This is a genomic window from Tumidithrix helvetica PCC 7403 (assembly GCF_965232925.1).
Classification (GTDB): domain Bacteria; phylum Cyanobacteriota; class Cyanobacteriia; order Pseudanabaenales; family Pseudanabaenaceae; genus Tumidithrix; species Tumidithrix helvetica.
The window spans coordinates 22,457-39,788 of the sequence record NZ_CBDDRA010000014.1; the positions used below are offsets into that span (position 1 = coordinate 22,457).

Sequence of the window (17,332 nt, forward strand, 5' to 3'; positions counted from 1 at the left end):
CCCCCATTTGCGCCATGAAACTCACGCAAGGAAAAATTAACGAACTCCTCACGGAGACTGCCTGCGAGCACAACCACCACAAAGATGGGCAAAAAAAGAATAAAGCTTGCCAACAACAGGCTCAACCGGGAGCTGCTCAAGGAGGCTGTGCCTTTGATGGTGCGTCGATCGCGCTTGTACCAATTACCGATGTCGCCCATTTGGTGCACGCTCCGATCGCCTGTGCAGGAAACTCTTGGGGTGGTCGCGGTAGCCTCTCTTCAGGATCTACCCTCTACAAAACTGGCTTTACCACAGACTTAACCGAGAACGATATTATCTTTGGTGGCGAGAAAAAGCTCTACAAGGCGATTTTAGAAGTACAGGAACGATACAAGCCTGCTGCCGTGTTTGTCTATGCCACCTGCGTCACAGCGCTAATTGGTGACGATCTGGGTGCAGTTTGTCAAAAGGCAGCAGAAAAAATTGGAATTCCCGTCGTCCCCGTAAATTCCCCCGGTTTTGCAGGAACCAAAAATCTCGGCAATCGCATCGGTGGCGAATCCTTGCTTGAATATGTAATTGGGACAGCGGAACCAGAATATACAACGCCCTACGACATCAATCTAATTGGCGAATACAATATTGCAGGGGAAATGTGGAGTGTTTTACCCCTATTTGAGAAGCTCGGCATTCGCGTCTTGGCAAAAATTACAGGCGATGCCACCTATCAAGAAGTTTGCACCGCTCACCGCGCTAAGCTCAACGTGCTGATCTGCTCTAAAGCACTGATCAACGTTGCCCGCAAAATGGAAGAGAAATACGGCATTCCCTATGTGGAAGAATCTTTTTATGGGATTGCCGATATGAATCAATGTCTGCGACATATTGCCGAGAAGTTAGGCGATCGCGACCTACAAGAGCGGGTAGAAAAATTAATTGCTGAAGAAACCGCGAATCTAGATCGCGAACTTACCCCCTATCGCGATCGGCTCAAGGGCAAGCGCGTTGTCCTTTACACGGGTGGTGTCAAAAGCTGGTCGATTATTTCCGCTGCCAAAGATTTGGGCATGGAAGTGGTTGCCACCAGCACCAAGAAAAGTACGGAAGAAGATAAAGCCCGTATTCGTGCCTTGCTGAGTGCCGATGGCATTATGATGGAAAAAGGCAATGCCCAAGAACTACTCAAGACGATCGCCAAAACCAAAGCAGATATGCTGATCGCGGGTGGTCGCAACCAGTACACCGCCCTCAAGGCAAGAATTCCATTTCTCGATATCAACCAAGAGCGGCATCATCCCTATGCGGGCTATGTCGGGATGATCGAGATTGCCAGAGAACTCGAAGAAGCGCTGTATAGCCCCATTTGGAAGCAAGTCCGCCAACCCGCTCCTTGGGAAGATCCAACAGCTTTCAACACCTCGCTTTTATTAGATAGCGATACAGAGCAAGCCCAAACGCAGATCGTCACACCCAAGAAATCCGTAGCCGTCAATCCGCTCAAGCAAAGCCAACCCCTCGGCGCATCCCTCGCTTTTCTGGGATTAAAAGGAGCGATGCCTTTAATGCATGGTTCGCAGGGATGTACGGCATTTGCCAAGGTGCAACTCGTGCGCCATTTCCGCGAATCGATTCCGCTCTCGACCACGGCAATGACCGAAGTCACCACGATTCTGGGTGGCGAAGACAATATCGAACAAGCACTTCTCACGCTTGTGGAAAAGGTCAAGCCTGAGATCGTTGGACTTTGTACGACGGGCTTAACCGAAACGCGAGGAGATGATATGGAAGGCATTCTCAGAACCTTCCGCCAAAAGCATCCCGAACTCGATGCCCTTCCGATCGCCTATGCCTCCACGCCCGATTTTAAAGGGTCGCTACAGGATGGCTATGCCGCTGCCATTGAGAGTATCGTGCGATCGCTACCCCAAGCAGGAACGAAAGATCCGCAGCAAGTCACCGTATTAGCAAGTTCTGCCCTTGCCCCTGGCGATGTGCAAGAACTCAAGGAATTACTCCAGACATTCTGCCTGTTTCCCATTTTCATTCCCGATCTCTCTAGCTCGTTGGATGGCCATCTGAGCGAGATCTACAGTCCCATTACCACAGGTGGAACCAGCCTCGAGCAGCTTCGCAGTGTTGGCAAATCCGCATTTACCCTAGCTTTGGGTGAGAGCATGCGCACAGCCGCAACTATTTTGCAAGAGCGCTTTGGTACGGACTTCCAAGTCTTCGATCGCCTCACGGGTTTAGGCGCAACCGATCGCCTCATGCAACAACTATCTCTGATTAGTGGGTTTGCCGTACCCGAAAAGTATCGCTATCAACGCCAACAACTCCAAGATGCGATGTTGGATACCCACTTCTATTTTGGTCGCAAGCGGATTTCCCTTGCCCTAGAACCCGATCTGCTCTACAGCGTCGCTTGGTGGCTGTCAGAAATGGGATCAGAAGTACAAGCGGCAGTCACGACAACGCGATCGCCCTTGTTAGAAAAATTACCCATACCTGAAGTAACGATTGGCGATCTCGAAGATTTTGAGAACCTCGCTAGAGATTCCGATCTGCTTATTACCAATTCCAACGGCAAACGAGTTTCCAAGAAATTAGGAATTCCGTTGCACCGATTGGGCTTCCCTGTTTTGGATCGTTTAGGGAACGGTCATCGCTGCACGATCGGTTATCGCGGCACGATGGATTTACTCTTTGCTCTCGGGAATCTGTTTTTAGAAGAGGAGGAGTCAAATCATCCCCAGCCTATATTTAAAGGTGTCGATCCCCCCTACCCGAAGTCCGTGGGATCCGAACCTTGAACTTCAAGGAGAATTGTCAGGAGAACCGTTATGAAAGTTGCTTTTACTACAAGCGATCGCGTCCATATAAATGCTCACTTTGGTTGGGCAAAAGAGATTGATGTCTATGATGTCTCACCCGAAGGCTATCAATTCCTGAATACAATCTCCTTTAACGGAGATTTGAAGGAAGATGGCAATGAGGACAAGTTAGTTCCTAAGATCGAAGCCTTGTCTGATTGCACCATTGTCTATGTTTCAGCGATCGGGGGCAGTGCTGCTGCCCGTCTGATTCGCAAGCGGATCACCCCCGTAAAAGCGAAGTCAGAAGACGATGAAATCGCTGAGGTACTGGGTAAATTGGTGCAAACCCTGAGAGGCAATCCTCCCCCTTGGTTGAGGAAAGCCTTACAGCAGCCATCCCACGATTTTGACGAACTAGAGAGTGGTTGAGAAGTTCTAGTTCATTACAAATCAATCCTCGATCCCCCTCAATCATCTTTAAAAAGGGTGACTGGGGGAGGATCTAAAACTCAGAGAAGCTCATACATAGAAACTTCTCAACCCCAACTTAAAAATAATAGAACAAGGAGAATTCCATGACCGCAACAAGTACATTGACTTCCACAACCGAGGCTAATACAGAAAATGCTTCTGAAGTGATTAAGAATAGTCCATTCTTAAAAGGTTTGGTTCAGCAAATCCGCGTTAACGACCCCTATGGCACATACCGCAACTGGTCAGACGAACTGCTGCTCAAGCCCTTTATTCTCACCAAACAGCAAAAGCGCAAAATCTCAGTAGATGGCGATGTCGATCCGATTACTAAGTCGAGAATTTTTGCCTTTTATCGCGCGATCGCACTCCGCATCGAACAGGAGTCTGGTTATCTTTGCCAAGTGGTTGTCGATCTCAGTCACGAAGGATTTGGCTGGTCGCTGATTTTTTGCGGTCGCCTACTGGTTGTGGCTCGTACCCTTCGAGATGCTCAGCGCTTTGGCTTTGATTCGCTCGAAAAGTTAGGAGAAGAAGGTGAGAAACTCGCCCAGAAAGGCGTTGAGTTTGCCACAAACTTCCCTGAAGTTGCCAAAGCATAAACATCTAAGCCGATCGTCGAGGGAATAATCGAGGGAATAATCGAGGGAATATAAGTATGGCGCAAGGGACAGATACAGCGATCGCTAACCGTGGCATTGACGAACTCAAAACTCAGATTAAGCGGTTAAACAGCAAGGCAGGTCAAATGAAAATGGATCTGCATGATTTGGCGGAAGGGTTGCCCACTGACTATGAAAAGTTGATGGACGTTGCCGCTCAGACCTATGAAATCTTTCGCCAGATTGACGAAATGAAAAAACAACTCAAAATCCTAGAAGAAAATCGGAGTCACTGATATGGTTGCTACCCTTAGCCAATTCCAGAAATTGACCGATGCGGAACAGTATTTCGATTTTTTCGAGCTGCCCTACGATCCGCAAGTTGTGAATATCAATCGCTTGCATATTCTCAAAAAGTTCTCGCAGTCCTTGCAAGAAATCAATGCTGAGTATCCCGAAGCCAGCGAGGAGCAGAAATTAGTCTACTATCGCCAAGCTTTAGAGGAATCCTATGCTACTTTGCAGACTTCTAATGCGATCGAACAAAAACTGTTTAAAGTCTTTCACCAAAAGCCCCACAACGTTGTTCTGCTAGGCGATATTGGCAACGATACAGGAGAGGAGGAAGTGTAATGTCTCTATTCCCCACACTGTCCTCAATAGAGTTAGAGCGTTATCGTCGTCAGATGATGTTGCCTAACTTTGGCGAAGAAGCACAAAAGAAACTCAAGTCCGCCACCGTCTTAGTAACGGGTGTGGGGGGCTTGGGTGGCACAGCCGCACTCTATCTTGCTGTTGCTGGAATTGGAAAACTAATTCTAGTCCGTGGGGGTGAGTTACGTCTCGATGACATGAATCGCCAAGTGCTGATGACTGACGATTGGGTAGGTCAGCCCCGCGTGTTGAAAGCACAAGAAACCTTGCGGAGCATTAACCCCGATGTGGAAATAGAAGCTGTTTTGGACTACATTACAGCCGATAACGTTGATGCCCTGGTCAAGTCGTCAGATATTGCCCTCGACTGCGCCCACAATTTCACCGAGCGCGATCTGCTGAATGCCGCCTGCGTGCGTTGGCATCGTCCCATGGTCGAATCCGCTATGAACGATATGGAAGCCTATCTCACCACGATCGTTCCCCATGAAACTGGATGCCTTTCTTGTTTGTTTCCCGAAAAACCAGATTGGGATCGGCGGGGTTTTGGTGTTCTCGGTGCTGTGTCGGGAACCCTAGCCTGTTTGACTGCCCTAGAAGCGATTAAGTTTCTTACAGGTTTTCGTCCACCATTACTTTCGCAACTGTTGACGATGGATCTAGGTCGTTTGGAATTTGCCAAACACAATACCTATCACGATCCGAATTGCCCTGTTTGTGGAGGTGGTGAAAAAAAAAGGTCGCCAGTCTCAAAGTCAGCTTCAACAGTCGAGGGCGTAACTAGCCAGCGAATCCATTCCTTTGCAAAAGTACCCACACCCATACGGACCACTTGATACTACTGAACTATTAAACCCAAGGAGATTTCTATGTCTATTATCCTTACCGAAAAAGCCGAATTACGCTTACGGGCTTTCCTTAAAGGTTCCGCCGATCGCACAACAGAAAAAGGCATTCGTCTTGGCGTTAAGGATGGCGGCTGTAGCGGCTATCAGTACACGTTGGATATCACGAACAGCCAAAATCCTGACGATATTGTGGAACAGCTTGGGAAAGTACGCGTGTATATCGATCGCCAAAGCGCTCCTTTGCTCGATGGCGTTGTGGTCGATTACGTGGACGGCTTGATCGAGAGTGGCTTTAAGTTTGAAAACCCCAATGCTACGGGTTCCTGTGGTTGTGGGCAGTCTTTCCAAGCTGGAGATTGTACCCCCGCTGCCGTACCTTGCAGTTAACACGATTCGCAGCCTGTAGGGGCAATTCATGAATTGCCCCTACAGGAGTGGATCTAAATCATTTCATTATTTCGGAGATTTTACGAGGAGATTTCAATTATGGCGACATACAATGTGCGACTGTTCAACAAAAAGAGGCAGATCGATATTACTATCCCCATTGACGAGGAAACAACGATTCTTTCCGCCGCAGAGGATGCGGGGCTAGAACTACCTTCTTCCTGCAATGCAGGATCTTGTTCGAGTTGTGTTGGCAAACTGGATGCGGGCACAGTCGATCAGTCAGACCAGAATTTTTTAGATGACGAACAAATAGAAAAAGGTTTCGTGCTCCTTTGCGTGGCTTACCCACGTTCCGACTGCACGATTCGCACCCATCAAGAAGCCTACCTTGTTTAGGAGTAATTCCCCCATGTCTATGCAAGGATTTACAGTTTCTAGTTCTTCCCTTTCGCTACTGCAAGTTGGTGAATCTGGCGTTGTCACCTCCCTCAACAAAGTAAACGATCGCACCCTACATCAGTTAGAGCGTGCAGGCGTAGTCTTGGGGGCAAAAGTTACCATTGCCAAGCGATTTCCCAAAGTTGCGATTCAAGTGGGCACAAACTACTTAACGCTGAGCGATGCGATCGCTCGTTCTATTCAAATTCGCCTACTCAATGTTCACAATACCCGCATGGCAGGGTAGTTAGCTGGGAATTCAAGCTCTTGGCTCAAAACACCCAACACCCAAAATACTTAAAAAGGAGTACTATCCATGGCTACATTAACTGGATTAACCTTTGGGGGCAAAGAATGGCTTCCCAACTTCGTACAAGCGATCGACCAGCATAAATGCATCGGTTGTGCCCGTTGTTTTAAAGTCTGCGGACGCAATGTGCTCGGTCTTAAAGGTGTGAATGAAGATGGAGAATTTGTGGATGATGAAGATGAGGATGAAATTGAGAAGAAAGTGATGACGATCGCCAATGCGGCAAACTGTATTGGTTGTGAAGCTTGTTCGCGGGTTTGCCCCAAGAACTGTTATACCCATAAAGCGCTGGCGATCGCCTAAAGAAATTCCGATTATGATTAGCATCTCTTTCCAGCGTATGAGCGGCAAAGATTGGATCGTCACCGACGACGGGCATTGCGAATCTCGTCCCACCTGTAGAGAATGGGACTTAATCAGGGACAAATACTATTTCCACGAGTTCCTGACCGAGATTATCACTTTGCTGCGGAATGTTCCCAATGAAGCCGACGAATGGGATTATTTACCCCAAATTCGGATGCGCGTCAGGCAATTAACGATTAATTCCTATTGGCTACATACCCAATATCCCAAACCCTGTTCTAAAACAGGCATAGGAACTCGCACTCTCTACGATGAGATTGGCTATCCTCTCACCGTGCAAACGGCAGCATTTGCACCCGGAGTTTCTTCAAACATTCACAACCACGGCACTTGGGGAGTTGTGGCTGTTCTCATGGGACAGGAAAAGCATACATTCTGGCAACGCGTGCCCGATCCTCAATTTCCCCATAAAATCGAGGTCGTAGGCGAAAAGGTGCTGAGTGCAGGGGAGATTATTAGTTTTATGCCCAATGCCATTCATCAAGTGACTGCCATTGGCGATGCCCCTGCATTTAGCTTCACACTGTATGGTGATACCCAACCGCGATCGCGATTTATTTTCGATGTGACACATCACACAGCAAAGCCCTTTTAGTTTGGTTGACGGAGTTGATAGGGGTATGGCAAAAATTATTTTTTATGAGAAACCTGGTTGCATCAACAATACGAAGCAAAAAGCGCTCTTGCAGGCATCGGGGCATGTTGTAGAAGCACGGAATCTCTTGACTGAATCTTGGAGTCCCGAAAGTTTATACCAATTTCTCAAAGATCGCCCGCAATGGGAATGGTTTAATCGGACTGCTCCTCTAATTAGAGAAGGAGAGATCGTGCCCGAAAAACTTGACGAACAGACTTCTTTAGCCTTGATGGTCAAGAACCCAATTTTGATTCGCCGACCTCTGATTCAAGTGGGCGATCGCTATACTGTCGGATTTAATTTAGCCAAGATCGATGCTTGGCTGGGACTCACAGCCGCCAATGGAAACATAAAAGAGTTGGATCTAGAAACCTGCCCGCGTAGCGGTAGGTAATTATGACTCCCCCTATATTCCCATTGACACGATTTGGGAACAGTTAGTCCCAGCAACTCGCAATTGGACGATCGAACATAAAAGCAGTCTTTATGCGACTAGTTTAATCCTGTTGCTACTCGTACTAAGGAAAAAGAAGTTACATCCGAGCCATTCCATGAGAAGACAGCTTTAGTGCTGATGGGCAGTGACCCTATTCCCATAGGTGATTTTGAAATTGAGGTGGAAGTAGAGAATGATAGATGACAATAAGGCAATTCATATTCAAAAGCTAACTGGGCTGAATGCGGGTCATTTTGCCGATCTAGTTCGCCTCGCACAGCTAATCTTTGACCCAATAGGAGGATTACCCAATCGAAAAGTCGATGTCGATTGGCAAGCCCTTGGTATTCCCATTGGCGTTGCCCAAAACCTTAGTGCGATCGGTAAAAAGTATCAGTATGAGTCTCCCTATATTCCGATCGATCGGATTTGGGCCCAGTTAACCCCTGAGTCTCGCAACTGGACAATCGAAAATCGGCGCAATCTCTGGAATTTAGAAGAATATTTTCCCGCTCGGGATGAGGACTAAACCATGACCGCACAAACACAAGAACAACGCCACGATCTCTATGCTGCTTTGATTGACAAGTTATTTCAATGCCCCAATGGCAGCGAACCCGAACTTCTCGATCTCCATAGCGATCTTCTCGATGAAGGACTCGTCAAAATGATGGTTCAGGCAGCCACCTATTACGCTCATCATGATAATCAAGATGCTGCGAAGTTTTTGATTCACGTCGCCAGAGAATTATCAAAGCAACTAGGGTTATACCCCGATCGGACATCAAGTTAAGACTTGATATCGCATTCCAGATGATTCGCAAGCCATTCTTATCTGCCTAGAATTGCATGTAGGCGTAATTCATGAATTGTCCCTACATGCAATTCAAACAGGATTTCTGCGATCGCTCATTTAATAGCTTTAACAAACAGCTAATTTTAATTATCAAACTTGAAATTATGGTTTTTTAAAGCTCGTTTTGTCATGCAAAAAAATGATTCAATTTTTATAAAGTCATGGATACAATAACTCTATATTATATAGAAATAATGACTTAAATCCTTATTTTCAAAGGATTTCAACGCAGATAAATTTTTATAATAAATTGCTACATTGAATACAAAATAAAGTTAAGAAATGTAGTAAAAATAACAAAAGCTCTCTGATAAGAATTAAGCTAAATAACGTCGTCAACAAAGGTGAGCTTTTATGCTAAAAGCATTTGAGATTATGTCTCAGGATGTCGCGATCGTACGCGGTTCTGCAACTGTGGCAGAAGCGATCAAACTGATGAGGCTGAAGAAAATTCGCACGCTGATCGTAGACATTCGTTCGTCAGATGATGCCTATGGAATTGTGACGCAAGCAGATATTGTCTATAAGGTGGTTGCCTATGGCAAAGACCCAGCCGCAATGCACGTTTATGAAATCATGACCAAGCCCTGTATTTCGGTCAATCCCGATCTGGGTGTAGAATATATCGCTCGTTTATTTGCGAACACAGGCATCCATGTGGCTCCTGTGATTCGAGAAGGTATCCTTGGAGTTGTCTCTTTAAGCGATATTCTCAACAAGGGTGACTTTTTAGAGAAGCCCAAAGTCGTGGTCGCTCGCAACGAACTCGCACGCGCGATCGCCGAAGCAAGATCCGTTTGTGCAGGTCCTGGAATTGTATCGAAGGAATGCGCTGCTGCTTGGGCGTTGGTCGAAGATATCGAAGCAGAAATGATCTATCAAAGTGGCGCAGATGTCCCTGACAAAACAGCATTCCAGATCTACTGTGACGAAAATCCTAAAATCTTCCAAGTTCTTGGCACTGGACAACTCGTTAGTTAGTCATGAAACCGTAAAGCGTCGATCTGTATGACTTTGTAGATACGCTAAAGGCTAAAACTAATACAAAATATGGCTTTAGCCTTTATATCCCACAATTATCAAAATTGGAATCAAAATCGAAACCAGAATCGAATTTGTTTCTGTCCATTTCCATAGAAACCTCATGAAACCGATGCTCAACTTTCCCGAAACCAGTAGATTTTCTCGCGACTGGTCTGCCTATTATCAGGCGATCGCAGGTCGTCCACCTCGCGAAACTTTACTGAAAGCACTGGCATTATTTGATGAGGAGATGTCACCGCAAATGCCTCGCCTTGCAGTGGATCTGGGTTGCGGCGATGGACGCGATACCGTGGAATTGGTGAGGAGGGGATGGCAAGTCTTAGCGATTGACGGGAATGAAGCAGCGATCGCAAAACTACGAGATCGGAATGATTTCAATCCCCTGCTGTTGGAATCGATGGTGATGCAGTTTGAGTCACTGGCTCTACCAAAGTCGGTCGATTTAATCAACTCCAGTTTCGCACTCCCTTTTTGTCCGCCGCAAGATTTTCCCAATCTGTGGAAAGAAATTACAGCTTCACTGCGCTATGGAGGGCGATTTTGCGGTCAACTATTTGGCGATCGCGACTCATGGGCAACCGTTTATCCAAATATGACCCATTTCTCTAGAGCGCAAGTAGAGTCATTGCTCCAGCCCTTTGATGTGGAACATTTTGAAGAAGAAGAACATCCCGGTCAAACCCCTCTCGGCGAACCAAGACACTGGCACATTTTTCACATCGTAGCTTGTAAAAAGTAACCTCCAATACTCTTATATAACTCAAAAACTATATGCTTGTATAGCATATAGTTTTTGCAATCATTATCGTTTTATCAAAAAAGGAACGGGAAAGAAAATCTATGAAAATTAGCGCGCGTAATTCTTTTAAGGGTGCGATCAAGAAAGTCAAAATTGGCGCAGTCAGTGCTGAAATATCCGTTGAAATTGCGCCAGGCATCAATGTAATATCGACTATCACAAAATCCTCGGCTGAAGCCCTTGAACTGGAAGAAGGAAAAGAAGCCTATGTTGTAATCAAGGCATCTGATGTGATTGTAGCCACCGATTAGCGATCGCCTAGACTTGAATTTCGCTAGAAAATAATTCCCTGAGGGTTTCCCATGAGTAAGAAAAAACTTCTCACGTTTATTGGTTTGGTTGTCTTTACTCTATTTGCGATCGCTGCTTGTAATTTCACCGCGCCAACGAGCGATAAAACAACACCACCTGAGGCAAAGAACGTACAGTTAACTGTCTCCGCTGCCGCTAGTCTAAAGGAAGCCCTAGGGGAAATTAATCCTCTCTATAGCACATCAAAATCCAACGTTGCCGTCCGCACGAATTTTGGAAGTTCGGGCGATCTACTACAACAGATCGCGAACGGGGCGCCCGTCGATGTCTTTATTTCCGCTGCCGCCAAGCAGATGGACGAACTCCAAAAAAGCAATCTCATCCTTACCAATACGCGCCGCGATCTACTATCCAATCGCCTCGTGTTGATCGTGCCTGCGAATAAAAATGATGCTAGCGATTTAAAAGATTTAACCAATGCAAATATCGAACGGATTGCGATCGGCGATCCCCGTAGCGTTCCCGCAGGTCAATATGCCGAACAAGCTTTAAAGAAACTAGAGATTTGGCAATCTGTAGAGTCAAAATTTGTCTTGGGGAATAACGTGCGCCAAGTGCTGCAATTTGTGGAATCTGGCAACGCTCAAGCAGGAATCGTCTATGCTACAGATGCTAAAACTTCGACAAAAGTTAAAGTCGTGCAAACTATCGAAGCCAAACTTCACAAACCTATTGTCTATCCGATCGCGGTTCTGCAAAAAAGCCCCAATCAACCCAGCGCCAAATCTTATCTAGAGTTTCTATCCAGCGCTCTAGCGAAGCATATATTTGAAAAGTATGGATTCAGTACCCTTTGATTTTTCGCCATTTTGGATATCGCTAAAGGTTGCGGCAACTGCAACCTTTTTCACATTCTTTTTGGGAATTACGGCTGCCTATGGGTTGTTAGAATATCGCGGCAAATGGAAGTCGGTACTCGATAGTTTATTCCTTGCACCCCTCGTTTTACCCCCCACAGTCGTGGGCTTTCTGCTGTTACAGTTACTCGGACAAAATGGCTGGCTGGGGAAGTTTCTGCAAATCTTTCATGTCAATCTTATTTTTACTTGGTATGCTGGCGTGTTGGCGGCGGTAGTTGTGACCTTTCCACTCATGTATAAGACCGCGCAAGCAGCCTTTGAGCAGGTGGATGGAAATTTGCTCCGTGCTGCCAAAACCTTGGGCGCTTCTGAGTTTCGCGTTTTCTGGCAAATTGCCTTACCTTTAGCATTTCCAGGCATTTTGGCAGGCGCAACCCTCGCATTTGCCAGAGGCTTAGGAGAATTTGGTGCGACGTTAATGCTGGCGGGCAATATCCCAGGACAAACCACCACGATTCCTCTGGCTATCTATGCAGCGGTGGAAGCAGGCGCAACCCAAGAGGCTTGGCTCTGGACAGCCGTGATTCTATCGATTTCCTTCTCAGCGATCGCAGGCGCACATCTCTGGACAATTGCCCGTAAGCACAAGTCTGAAAGTTATGCCCATCAATTGTTAAGACAAACAGAAAAAGGAAAAAGGAAAGAGTTTGTTCCCAATCACGAATTGCCAATTTCCGATCGCCAACAGGGATTGCGAATCGAGATTGAGAAACTCCTGCCTGAGTTTGTTTTACAAGTAAAATTGCACTGCACAGATCGCTCAATCGGCATTTTAGGAGCTTCAGGCACGGGTAAGAGTATGCTGTTGCGCTGCATTGCTGGCATGGAAAAGCCCACAACTGGCAGAATTATTCTCAATGGTAAGGTCTTATTTGATGCGCAGCGGGGAATTCATCTGCCCAGCCGCGATCGCTCCGTAGGTTTCCTGTTTCAAAACTACGCGCTTTTCCCTCACCTTACCGTTGCCCAAAATATCGCTTTCGGTTTGCCCAAAAAACTTTCGCGATCGCAGATTCGGCAAAAGGTTGCCGACCAACTGCAAAACATCGAACTTCAAGGATTTGGCGATCGCTACCCCGATCAGCTATCGGGCGGTCAACAACAGCGGGTTGCCTTGGCAAGGGCTCTGATCAGCCAACCCGATATCCTGCTTTTAGACGAGCCCTTTTCGGCACTCGATACGCACCTGCGCAGCCAAATGGAACGGGAACTGATCTCAGCTCTCAGTACCTATACGGGAATCACCCTGTTTGTCACCCATAACATTGAGGAAGCCTATCGCATTTGTGAAAACCTGCTCATCCTAGATCGAGGGCAGATCGTGAGCTATGGCGAGAAATCGGCTGTTTTCGATCGCCCTGCTAATGTGGAGACGGCTCGACTCACGGGCTGTAAAAACTTTTCTCTCATTTCTGCGATCGCGCCTCAAGTAGTGGAAGCTCTAGATTGGGGATGTATCTTGCAGGTCAACTATGCTGCATCACATTTAACCACCCATGTAGGAATTCGAGCCCATCACATTGCTTTCTTAGAAAGTTCGAGCAAAAATGTTGCGAACATTCTCAATAATCATGGATTGAGTGCTATGACAAATTCATCGATCTATGAAGAGCTAAATTGTGAAGAAGACTTGCAAAAATCTACAACAATTGAGCCGATAGAAGCTTCTCAATTACAATTTCATTCGCAAAATGCCATTCCCTGCTGGCTAGTTCGTATAACCGAAACGCCTTTCCGCATGACTTTGTATATTAAATTAAATACTCCTCCAAGCCATGATTGGGACTATCACCTACAAGCAGAAGTATTTAAGGAAAAGTGGGAAGTTCTCAACCAATATCCTCAACCTTGGCTCGTTTATCTCGATCCTGACAAATTATTTTTGGTCTAAGAACCTGATTTAACCTGAACTCATAGGAGTTGTAGCGAACATCCCTTCGCCACCATTGCGAAATATCGCGCCCTAAACGCCAGTGGTTCTGAGAACCTGATGCTATCCCGCTTCTTTTTTGTGGCAAGAACCTATGATGAGGCCGTGAATGCAGCCATGCCATTTATCCACAAATTTAGCGCTAGAACGAAGAAGTACGGAGTTATGTATAGCAATCCTATTTGATTTGTGTGTAGGGGCAATTCATGAATTGCCCCTACAATTCTATGCAGCAGTGCCTCTATGCCTGCCCTGATTCTCTCAATACTTCGGACAAAATTAGTAAGCAATAGTGCCGTAGGAGCAAAGATCTAGGAATTTAGGATGAGATTTAATCGAAATAGGCTCTAAATCTAATACCAATTTAATTGGTGAAAGCAACAGATAGGAAATGCAAGACACTGTAATTCTTAACCACATGCTAGATCTGTTACCCTTGGTCTTTAAATTGGTATAACAGAGAAATAAATCGATCCAGTAAATGGCAATTGAGAGCCAGACGTTTGTAACTCGCCATCGAAAAGACAAAAGGTTGAGGCGATCGATGCCGTTGAATCGCATCAACCTTAGCCAGATTTAAGGCACTCAAACTGGCATTGAAATGGAAATCTAGTTTAACGTCAGTTCGGGATAAGAAAACCTGAAACGCTATACATCCCAAGGATCCCCCCCAGCCCCCCTTGAAAAAAGGGGGGAGAACCCACCTGTCCCCCTTTTTCAAGGGGGATGCCCGATAGGGCAGGGGGATCGAACCCCTCGGTTCCAGCAAGTCGGCTTGCTTTGTTCCGAAATCCTTAACCCGAACTCAGGTTAGTTTAGTAAAGTCACGAGCTTGACAATCGGTTAAGCCCGTAAACTGTTTAGCATCACGAAAGATGAATTCAATCTAAAACCGAGCTTTGTAGAAGTCTAGGATTTCAGATGCGTCAATGTGGATATCGGTCGAGAATAAAAGTACCCGACCAATTCGTTTTGGATCGCGACAGTCAAGGAGATAAGCAAGACGAACTTTGCGTTTAAGACTCAATGCCCAGACAACAACAGTGTATAAAAATAATTTAGGTTCAAGTTCACGCACCAGGGTCATAGAACTAACATCAGTCAAATCCACCTTGCCGTCATACTTGCGATGCCTACCACGAGGTTTCTGAGTCCCTGAATAGACATAATGCAAATCAGCATCCCATCGTAACTTGCTAATCACATCCAACTTTAAAGCCGTGACACCATTAACCCACTTGATTTTGCTGTAGAAGCCGTCACTGACCACATAACGCGCAGATTTTGGCAGATAAGGATAAGTCACTTGAAGTTGTTCCAAATAGTAATCAATCCGAGTCGTTTCCGCAGTTGTTTTTGCAGGTTGAGTCTGCTGCACGGATAAGGCATAACCTTGTTTTGCATCAACATCCACAATTGCTAACAGAGAAATCTCTAATCCCTTTTCTGCACGTCCAGCACTTCCATTATAGAAATGCTCAATTCCATAGGTTGCTTTGCCACTTTTGGGTACGAATGAACAGTCAGTCGCTACGATCTGGCGGGCTGTTGCTGGAATGGCAAGTTCTATCAGGTAGCGTTACCTTTGATAAAGTTGAAGGAACGTTGGAATTGCCGACGATAGCTACGTTCTGATATTTGACTATACCGACTCAGGTTGGTGAAGTTAACTTTCCCGCACACAACCAATATTGTGGAAAACAGAGTTACAAGAAATTTTTGTTGCGGTTTACTCAGAAGACTGTGTAATATGAAATTTATGCTGTTCATTTGGTACTGGCGTTCAATAACCACACCTTAAACGATGAATGGCTTTTTTTTCTCTATTTTCTAAAACTGTCCGAAGTATTGACCTGAAATACCGTCTAAAAAAGATCTAGAAGGAAAAACTGATAAGGAATTAGGCGATATTGCTAAACAAATTAAAGGAAAAACATTGCAAAATGCAAGAAACGAAGCAAGAGAAAATCAAGGATCTGGACAGAGTGGAAGATCTGGAAATCATGGAGCAGTTGATATTAATGCGGGTAACGCTTTACGAGATGCTGCCAATACTCTTGATAAAAATCATCCACTGAGAGATAAACTACGCACTGAAGCCGGTAGGTTATTGATAAGAGGAAAAGGGACTAATCATCCAGGACGAGATCGCTAGAGTATGTTACCTTCACTTATGCAATTTTCATCTCAAAAATTTCAAGAACTTGGTGAATCTCCATGGGAATCACGTGCGCTTGCAGATTCGCTAGCGGAGAAAGCTTACTATTATCTAATGCCGCTTATGGATGCAAGACTGAGATGCATTGTGCAAGCAATGAATAGGTTAGGACACGATCTAAAGATTATTGAAAAAAGATATGATTCCATTGAGTATTGTTCTGATTTTGATGAGAAAGATGGATGTTGCTATGGCTTGATGATATGTTGCGATCTAATCATTTCGACAGGATATGCCGATACTATTCCTGATGAAGAAGCCTGTGATGATATGCCTGATGAGAGACAAATTTGGGAACGTTTAATTAACCCTGAAATAGTTAATACATATCAAGAAATATCTCTTGATTGCACAGATGAGAATGATTTGGAAGATTTCTCACTTCAAAACTTCTTGCAAGCCGATGATTTACAGGCTAAGGAATTGTCTGAGCAACTCAAAATCAATATCAATGAGAAATTGCACAATCAAGTGCTTACAGGTGTTATTGATAGAATAAATGATCTAAACAAACAGGGACATAATTTACAAGTGTATGGAGAAATTGATATTGGTGACATCCCTTTTAGAGATGATTTTATCGATGATAATGGATATCATTGCAAATTACGGCTTGGAGCGAATGTATTAACTACCGTCAATTTCAGGACTAGAAAAATTGTGGAGTGAGCTACGTGAATGTGAAAGTAATCAGGTCTCTTGGACGCTTTCTGATTATTTGGGTACGGTGAGGGATCTGGTTAGCTCTGCGGGTGTGGTGCAAAAGCACATCAAGTACGATAGTTTTGGCAATGTCAGGGCTCAAAGTGCGCCACTTGTGAAGTCGCGATTTGGCTTTACGGGGCGGGGTTTGACTCTGAGACTGGGCTTTATTACTACAGGTCGAGGTATTACGACTCTGTAGTTGGGAGGTTTATCTCTGAAGATCCTATTGGTTTTGCGGGTGGTGATGCGAATCTTTATAGGTATGTTGGGAATAGTGCGACGAATGCGATCGATCCGTATGGGTTATTCGATGAAGCCAGAGGCAGAGATGATAATGGAAATCTTATTGGTTTAATCTGGATGGGAATTGCTGGGGCAGTTGCTTGGCTTGGCTCAGAGGCAATCAAATCAGCAGGAAGTTTCAAAGACAATTTGCCCGTTGCAAAGCGATCCCCTATTCAGCTGCCAGTGGATACACTGAGAATGCTAGAGGTGGACTAGGTAGCGGAATACTTACTTCCACTGAAATGGATCTCACAAAAAAGAGAAAGAGATGTGAATTTATATACGAATCTCCTCCAATACCTGGTCTAATTTTCAAGACATGTGGATATGACTGTCTAGGATATGGTGCTGTAGCAACTTTCCCATGGCCACAAGA

The 17,332-nt window shown here is 45.4% G+C and carries 25 protein-coding genes; 23 read left to right on the forward strand and 2 right to left on the reverse strand.

The features are described 5' to 3' along the window. The first annotated feature begins 14 nt into the window (after positions 1-14). The 19 genes from ACP2WE_RS13915 (at position 15) to modB (ending at position 13,709) form a co-directional block, all read left to right on the forward strand. Positions 15-2,792 carry a bifunctional nitrogenase iron-molybdenum cofactor biosynthesis protein NifEN gene (locus ACP2WE_RS13915; RefSeq protein WP_425216149.1) on the forward strand — a complete coding sequence of 926 codons (2,778 nt, stop codon included), beginning with the start codon at positions 15-17 and terminating at the stop codon, positions 2,790-2,792. A 30-nt stretch (positions 2,793-2,822) separates the two neighbouring features. Next, positions 2,823-3,224 carry a nitrogen fixation protein NifX gene (gene nifX, locus ACP2WE_RS13920; RefSeq protein ID WP_425216150.1) on the forward strand — a complete coding sequence of 134 codons (402 nt, stop codon included), beginning with the start codon at positions 2,823-2,825 and terminating at the stop codon, positions 3,222-3,224. Between the two features lie 146 nt (positions 3,225-3,370). Beyond that, on the forward strand, positions 3,371-3,868 hold the full coding sequence (locus ACP2WE_RS13925) for a NifX-associated nitrogen fixation protein (RefSeq protein ID WP_425216151.1): 498 nt from the start codon (positions 3,371-3,373) through the stop codon (positions 3,866-3,868). 56 nt (positions 3,869-3,924) lie between these two features. Next, positions 3,925-4,164, forward strand: a complete 240-nt coding sequence (locus ACP2WE_RS13930; RefSeq protein ID WP_425216152.1) for a CCE_0567 family metalloprotein — start codon at positions 3,925-3,927, stop codon at positions 4,162-4,164. A 1-nt stretch (position 4,165) separates the two neighbouring features. After that, positions 4,166-4,501 (forward strand): nitrogenase-stabilizing/protective protein NifW, encoded by a 336-nt coding sequence (nifW, locus tag ACP2WE_RS13935; protein WP_425216153.1) that lies wholly within the window; start codon positions 4,166-4,168, stop codon positions 4,499-4,501. Beyond that, positions 4,501-5,358, forward strand: coding sequence for a HesA/MoeB/ThiF family protein (locus tag ACP2WE_RS13940; RefSeq protein WP_425216154.1), 858 nt, complete (start codon positions 4,501-4,503; stop codon positions 5,356-5,358). Before nifW ends, ACP2WE_RS13940 begins: the two co-directional genes overlap by 1 nt. Before the next feature lie 33 nt (positions 5,359-5,391). Continuing rightward, entirely contained in the window at positions 5,392-5,757 is a 366-nt protein-coding gene (locus ACP2WE_RS13945; RefSeq protein WP_425216155.1) for an iron-sulfur cluster assembly accessory protein, read from the forward strand. A 99-nt stretch (positions 5,758-5,856) separates the two neighbouring features. Beyond that, positions 5,857-6,156 carry a 2Fe-2S iron-sulfur cluster-binding protein gene (locus tag ACP2WE_RS13950; RefSeq protein WP_425216156.1) on the forward strand — a complete coding sequence of 100 codons (300 nt, stop codon included), beginning with the start codon at positions 5,857-5,859 and terminating at the stop codon, positions 6,154-6,156. A 13-nt stretch (positions 6,157-6,169) separates the two neighbouring features. Next, on the forward strand, positions 6,170-6,445 hold the full coding sequence (locus ACP2WE_RS13955) for a FeoA family protein (RefSeq protein ID WP_425216157.1): 276 nt from the start codon (positions 6,170-6,172) through the stop codon (positions 6,443-6,445). A 69-nt stretch (positions 6,446-6,514) separates the two neighbouring features. Continuing rightward, positions 6,515-6,811, forward strand: a complete 297-nt coding sequence (fdxB, locus tag ACP2WE_RS13960; RefSeq protein WP_425216158.1) for a ferredoxin III, nif-specific — start codon at positions 6,515-6,517, stop codon at positions 6,809-6,811. A 37-nt stretch (positions 6,812-6,848) separates the two neighbouring features. Then, positions 6,849-7,469: a cysteine dioxygenase family protein gene (locus ACP2WE_RS13965; RefSeq protein ID WP_425216261.1), complete on the forward strand. Its 621-nt coding sequence runs from the start codon at positions 6,849-6,851 to the stop codon at positions 7,467-7,469. Positions 7,470-7,494: 25 nt separating this feature from the next. Continuing rightward, a complete protein-coding gene (locus ACP2WE_RS13970) occupies positions 7,495-7,905 on the forward strand; it encodes an ArsC/Spx/MgsR family protein (RefSeq protein ID WP_425216159.1) in 411 nt (136 codons plus the stop codon). A gap of 235 nt (positions 7,906-8,140) precedes the next feature. Then, positions 8,141-8,476 (forward strand): hypothetical protein, encoded by a 336-nt coding sequence (locus ACP2WE_RS13975; RefSeq protein WP_425216160.1) that lies wholly within the window; start codon positions 8,141-8,143, stop codon positions 8,474-8,476. A gap of 3 nt (positions 8,477-8,479) precedes the next feature. Next, positions 8,480-8,740, forward strand: coding sequence for a hypothetical protein (locus ACP2WE_RS13980; RefSeq protein ID WP_425216161.1), 261 nt, complete (start codon positions 8,480-8,482; stop codon positions 8,738-8,740). Positions 8,741-9,157: 417 nt separating this feature from the next. Further along, complete coding sequence (locus ACP2WE_RS13985) at positions 9,158-9,784, forward strand: CBS domain-containing protein (protein WP_425216162.1); 627 nt, start codon at positions 9,158-9,160, stop codon at positions 9,782-9,784. Between the two features lie 163 nt (positions 9,785-9,947). After that, positions 9,948-10,586 carry a class I SAM-dependent methyltransferase gene (locus tag ACP2WE_RS13990; RefSeq protein WP_425216163.1) on the forward strand — a complete coding sequence of 213 codons (639 nt, stop codon included), beginning with the start codon at positions 9,948-9,950 and terminating at the stop codon, positions 10,584-10,586. Between the two features lie 101 nt (positions 10,587-10,687). Then, positions 10,688-10,897 carry a TOBE domain-containing protein gene (locus ACP2WE_RS13995; RefSeq protein WP_425216164.1) on the forward strand — a complete coding sequence of 70 codons (210 nt, stop codon included), beginning with the start codon at positions 10,688-10,690 and terminating at the stop codon, positions 10,895-10,897. Positions 10,898-10,948: 51 nt separating this feature from the next. Next, entirely contained in the window at positions 10,949-11,755 is an 807-nt protein-coding gene (modA, locus tag ACP2WE_RS14000) for a molybdate ABC transporter substrate-binding protein (RefSeq protein ID WP_425216165.1), read from the forward strand. Further along, positions 11,736-13,709 (forward strand): molybdate ABC transporter permease subunit, encoded by a 1,974-nt coding sequence (modB, locus tag ACP2WE_RS14005; protein ID WP_425216166.1) that lies wholly within the window; start codon positions 11,736-11,738, stop codon positions 13,707-13,709. Before modA ends, modB begins: the two co-directional genes overlap by 20 nt. 469 nt (positions 13,710-14,178) lie before the next feature. Here modB and ACP2WE_RS14010 read toward each other — a convergent pair whose 3' ends face one another. Beyond that, complete coding sequence (locus ACP2WE_RS14010; RefSeq protein ID WP_425216167.1) at positions 14,179-14,337, reverse strand: hypothetical protein; 159 nt, start codon at positions 14,335-14,337, stop codon at positions 14,179-14,181. Between the two features lie 297 nt (positions 14,338-14,634). Further along, positions 14,635-15,318, reverse strand: a complete 684-nt coding sequence (locus tag ACP2WE_RS14015) for a transposase (protein ID WP_425216262.1) — start codon at positions 15,316-15,318, stop codon at positions 14,635-14,637. Positions 15,319-15,684: 366 nt separating this feature from the next. Here ACP2WE_RS14015 and ACP2WE_RS14020 point away from each other — a divergent pair, with 366 nt between their 5' ends. From ACP2WE_RS14020 to ACP2WE_RS14035, 4 genes are read left to right on the forward strand one after another with little or no spacing between them, the layout of a single operon-like run. Then, positions 15,685-15,903, forward strand: coding sequence for a hypothetical protein (locus tag ACP2WE_RS14020; RefSeq protein WP_425216168.1), 219 nt, complete (start codon positions 15,685-15,687; stop codon positions 15,901-15,903). 3 nt (positions 15,904-15,906) lie between these two features. Continuing rightward, entirely contained in the window at positions 15,907-16,635 is a 729-nt protein-coding gene (locus ACP2WE_RS14025) for a hypothetical protein (protein WP_425216169.1), read from the forward strand. Next, positions 16,625-16,870 carry a hypothetical protein gene (locus tag ACP2WE_RS14030; RefSeq protein ID WP_425216170.1) on the forward strand — a complete coding sequence of 82 codons (246 nt, stop codon included), beginning with the start codon at positions 16,625-16,627 and terminating at the stop codon, positions 16,868-16,870. Before ACP2WE_RS14025 ends, ACP2WE_RS14030 begins: the two co-directional genes overlap by 11 nt. Next, positions 16,795-17,172: an RHS repeat-associated core domain-containing protein gene (locus ACP2WE_RS14035; protein WP_425216263.1), complete on the forward strand. Its 378-nt coding sequence runs from the start codon at positions 16,795-16,797 to the stop codon at positions 17,170-17,172. Before ACP2WE_RS14030 ends, ACP2WE_RS14035 begins: the two co-directional genes overlap by 76 nt. The last annotated feature ends 160 nt before the right edge of the window (positions 17,173-17,332 follow it).

Bases quoted from the DNA above. Each gene is read 5' to 3' on its own strand.
- ACP2WE_RS13915 (WP_425216149.1), top strand. From the start codon at position 15: ATGAAACTCACGCAAGGAAAAATTAACGAACTCCTCACGGAGACTGCC.
- nifX (WP_425216150.1), top strand. From the start codon at position 2,823: ATGAAAGTTGCTTTTACTACAAGCGATCGCGTCCATATAAATGCTCAC.
- ACP2WE_RS13925 (WP_425216151.1), top strand. From the start codon at position 3,371: ATGACCGCAACAAGTACATTGACTTCCACAACCGAGGCTAATACAGAA.
- ACP2WE_RS13930 (WP_425216152.1), top strand. From the start codon at position 3,925: ATGGCGCAAGGGACAGATACAGCGATCGCTAACCGTGGCATTGACGAA.
- nifW (WP_425216153.1), top strand. From the start codon at position 4,166: ATGGTTGCTACCCTTAGCCAATTCCAGAAATTGACCGATGCGGAACAG.
- ACP2WE_RS13940 (WP_425216154.1), top strand. From the start codon at position 4,501: ATGTCTCTATTCCCCACACTGTCCTCAATAGAGTTAGAGCGTTATCGT.
- ACP2WE_RS13945 (WP_425216155.1), top strand. From the start codon at position 5,392: ATGTCTATTATCCTTACCGAAAAAGCCGAATTACGCTTACGGGCTTTC.
- ACP2WE_RS13950 (WP_425216156.1), top strand. From the start codon at position 5,857: ATGGCGACATACAATGTGCGACTGTTCAACAAAAAGAGGCAGATCGAT.
- ACP2WE_RS13955 (WP_425216157.1), top strand. From the start codon at position 6,170: ATGTCTATGCAAGGATTTACAGTTTCTAGTTCTTCCCTTTCGCTACTG.
- fdxB (WP_425216158.1), top strand. From the start codon at position 6,515: ATGGCTACATTAACTGGATTAACCTTTGGGGGCAAAGAATGGCTTCCC.
- ACP2WE_RS13965 (WP_425216261.1), top strand. From the start codon at position 6,849: ATGAGCGGCAAAGATTGGATCGTCACCGACGACGGGCATTGCGAATCT.
- ACP2WE_RS13970 (WP_425216159.1), top strand. From the start codon at position 7,495: ATGGCAAAAATTATTTTTTATGAGAAACCTGGTTGCATCAACAATACG.
- ACP2WE_RS13975 (WP_425216160.1), top strand. From the start codon at position 8,141: ATGATAGATGACAATAAGGCAATTCATATTCAAAAGCTAACTGGGCTG.
- ACP2WE_RS13980 (WP_425216161.1), top strand. From the start codon at position 8,480: ATGACCGCACAAACACAAGAACAACGCCACGATCTCTATGCTGCTTTG.
- ACP2WE_RS13985 (WP_425216162.1), top strand. From the start codon at position 9,158: ATGCTAAAAGCATTTGAGATTATGTCTCAGGATGTCGCGATCGTACGC.
- ACP2WE_RS13990 (WP_425216163.1), top strand. From the start codon at position 9,948: ATGAAACCGATGCTCAACTTTCCCGAAACCAGTAGATTTTCTCGCGAC.
- ACP2WE_RS13995 (WP_425216164.1), top strand. From the start codon at position 10,688: ATGAAAATTAGCGCGCGTAATTCTTTTAAGGGTGCGATCAAGAAAGTC.
- modA (WP_425216165.1), top strand. From the start codon at position 10,949: ATGAGTAAGAAAAAACTTCTCACGTTTATTGGTTTGGTTGTCTTTACT.
- modB (WP_425216166.1), top strand. From the start codon at position 11,736: ATGGATTCAGTACCCTTTGATTTTTCGCCATTTTGGATATCGCTAAAG.
- ACP2WE_RS14025 (WP_425216169.1), top strand. From the start codon at position 15,907: ATGTTACCTTCACTTATGCAATTTTCATCTCAAAAATTTCAAGAACTT.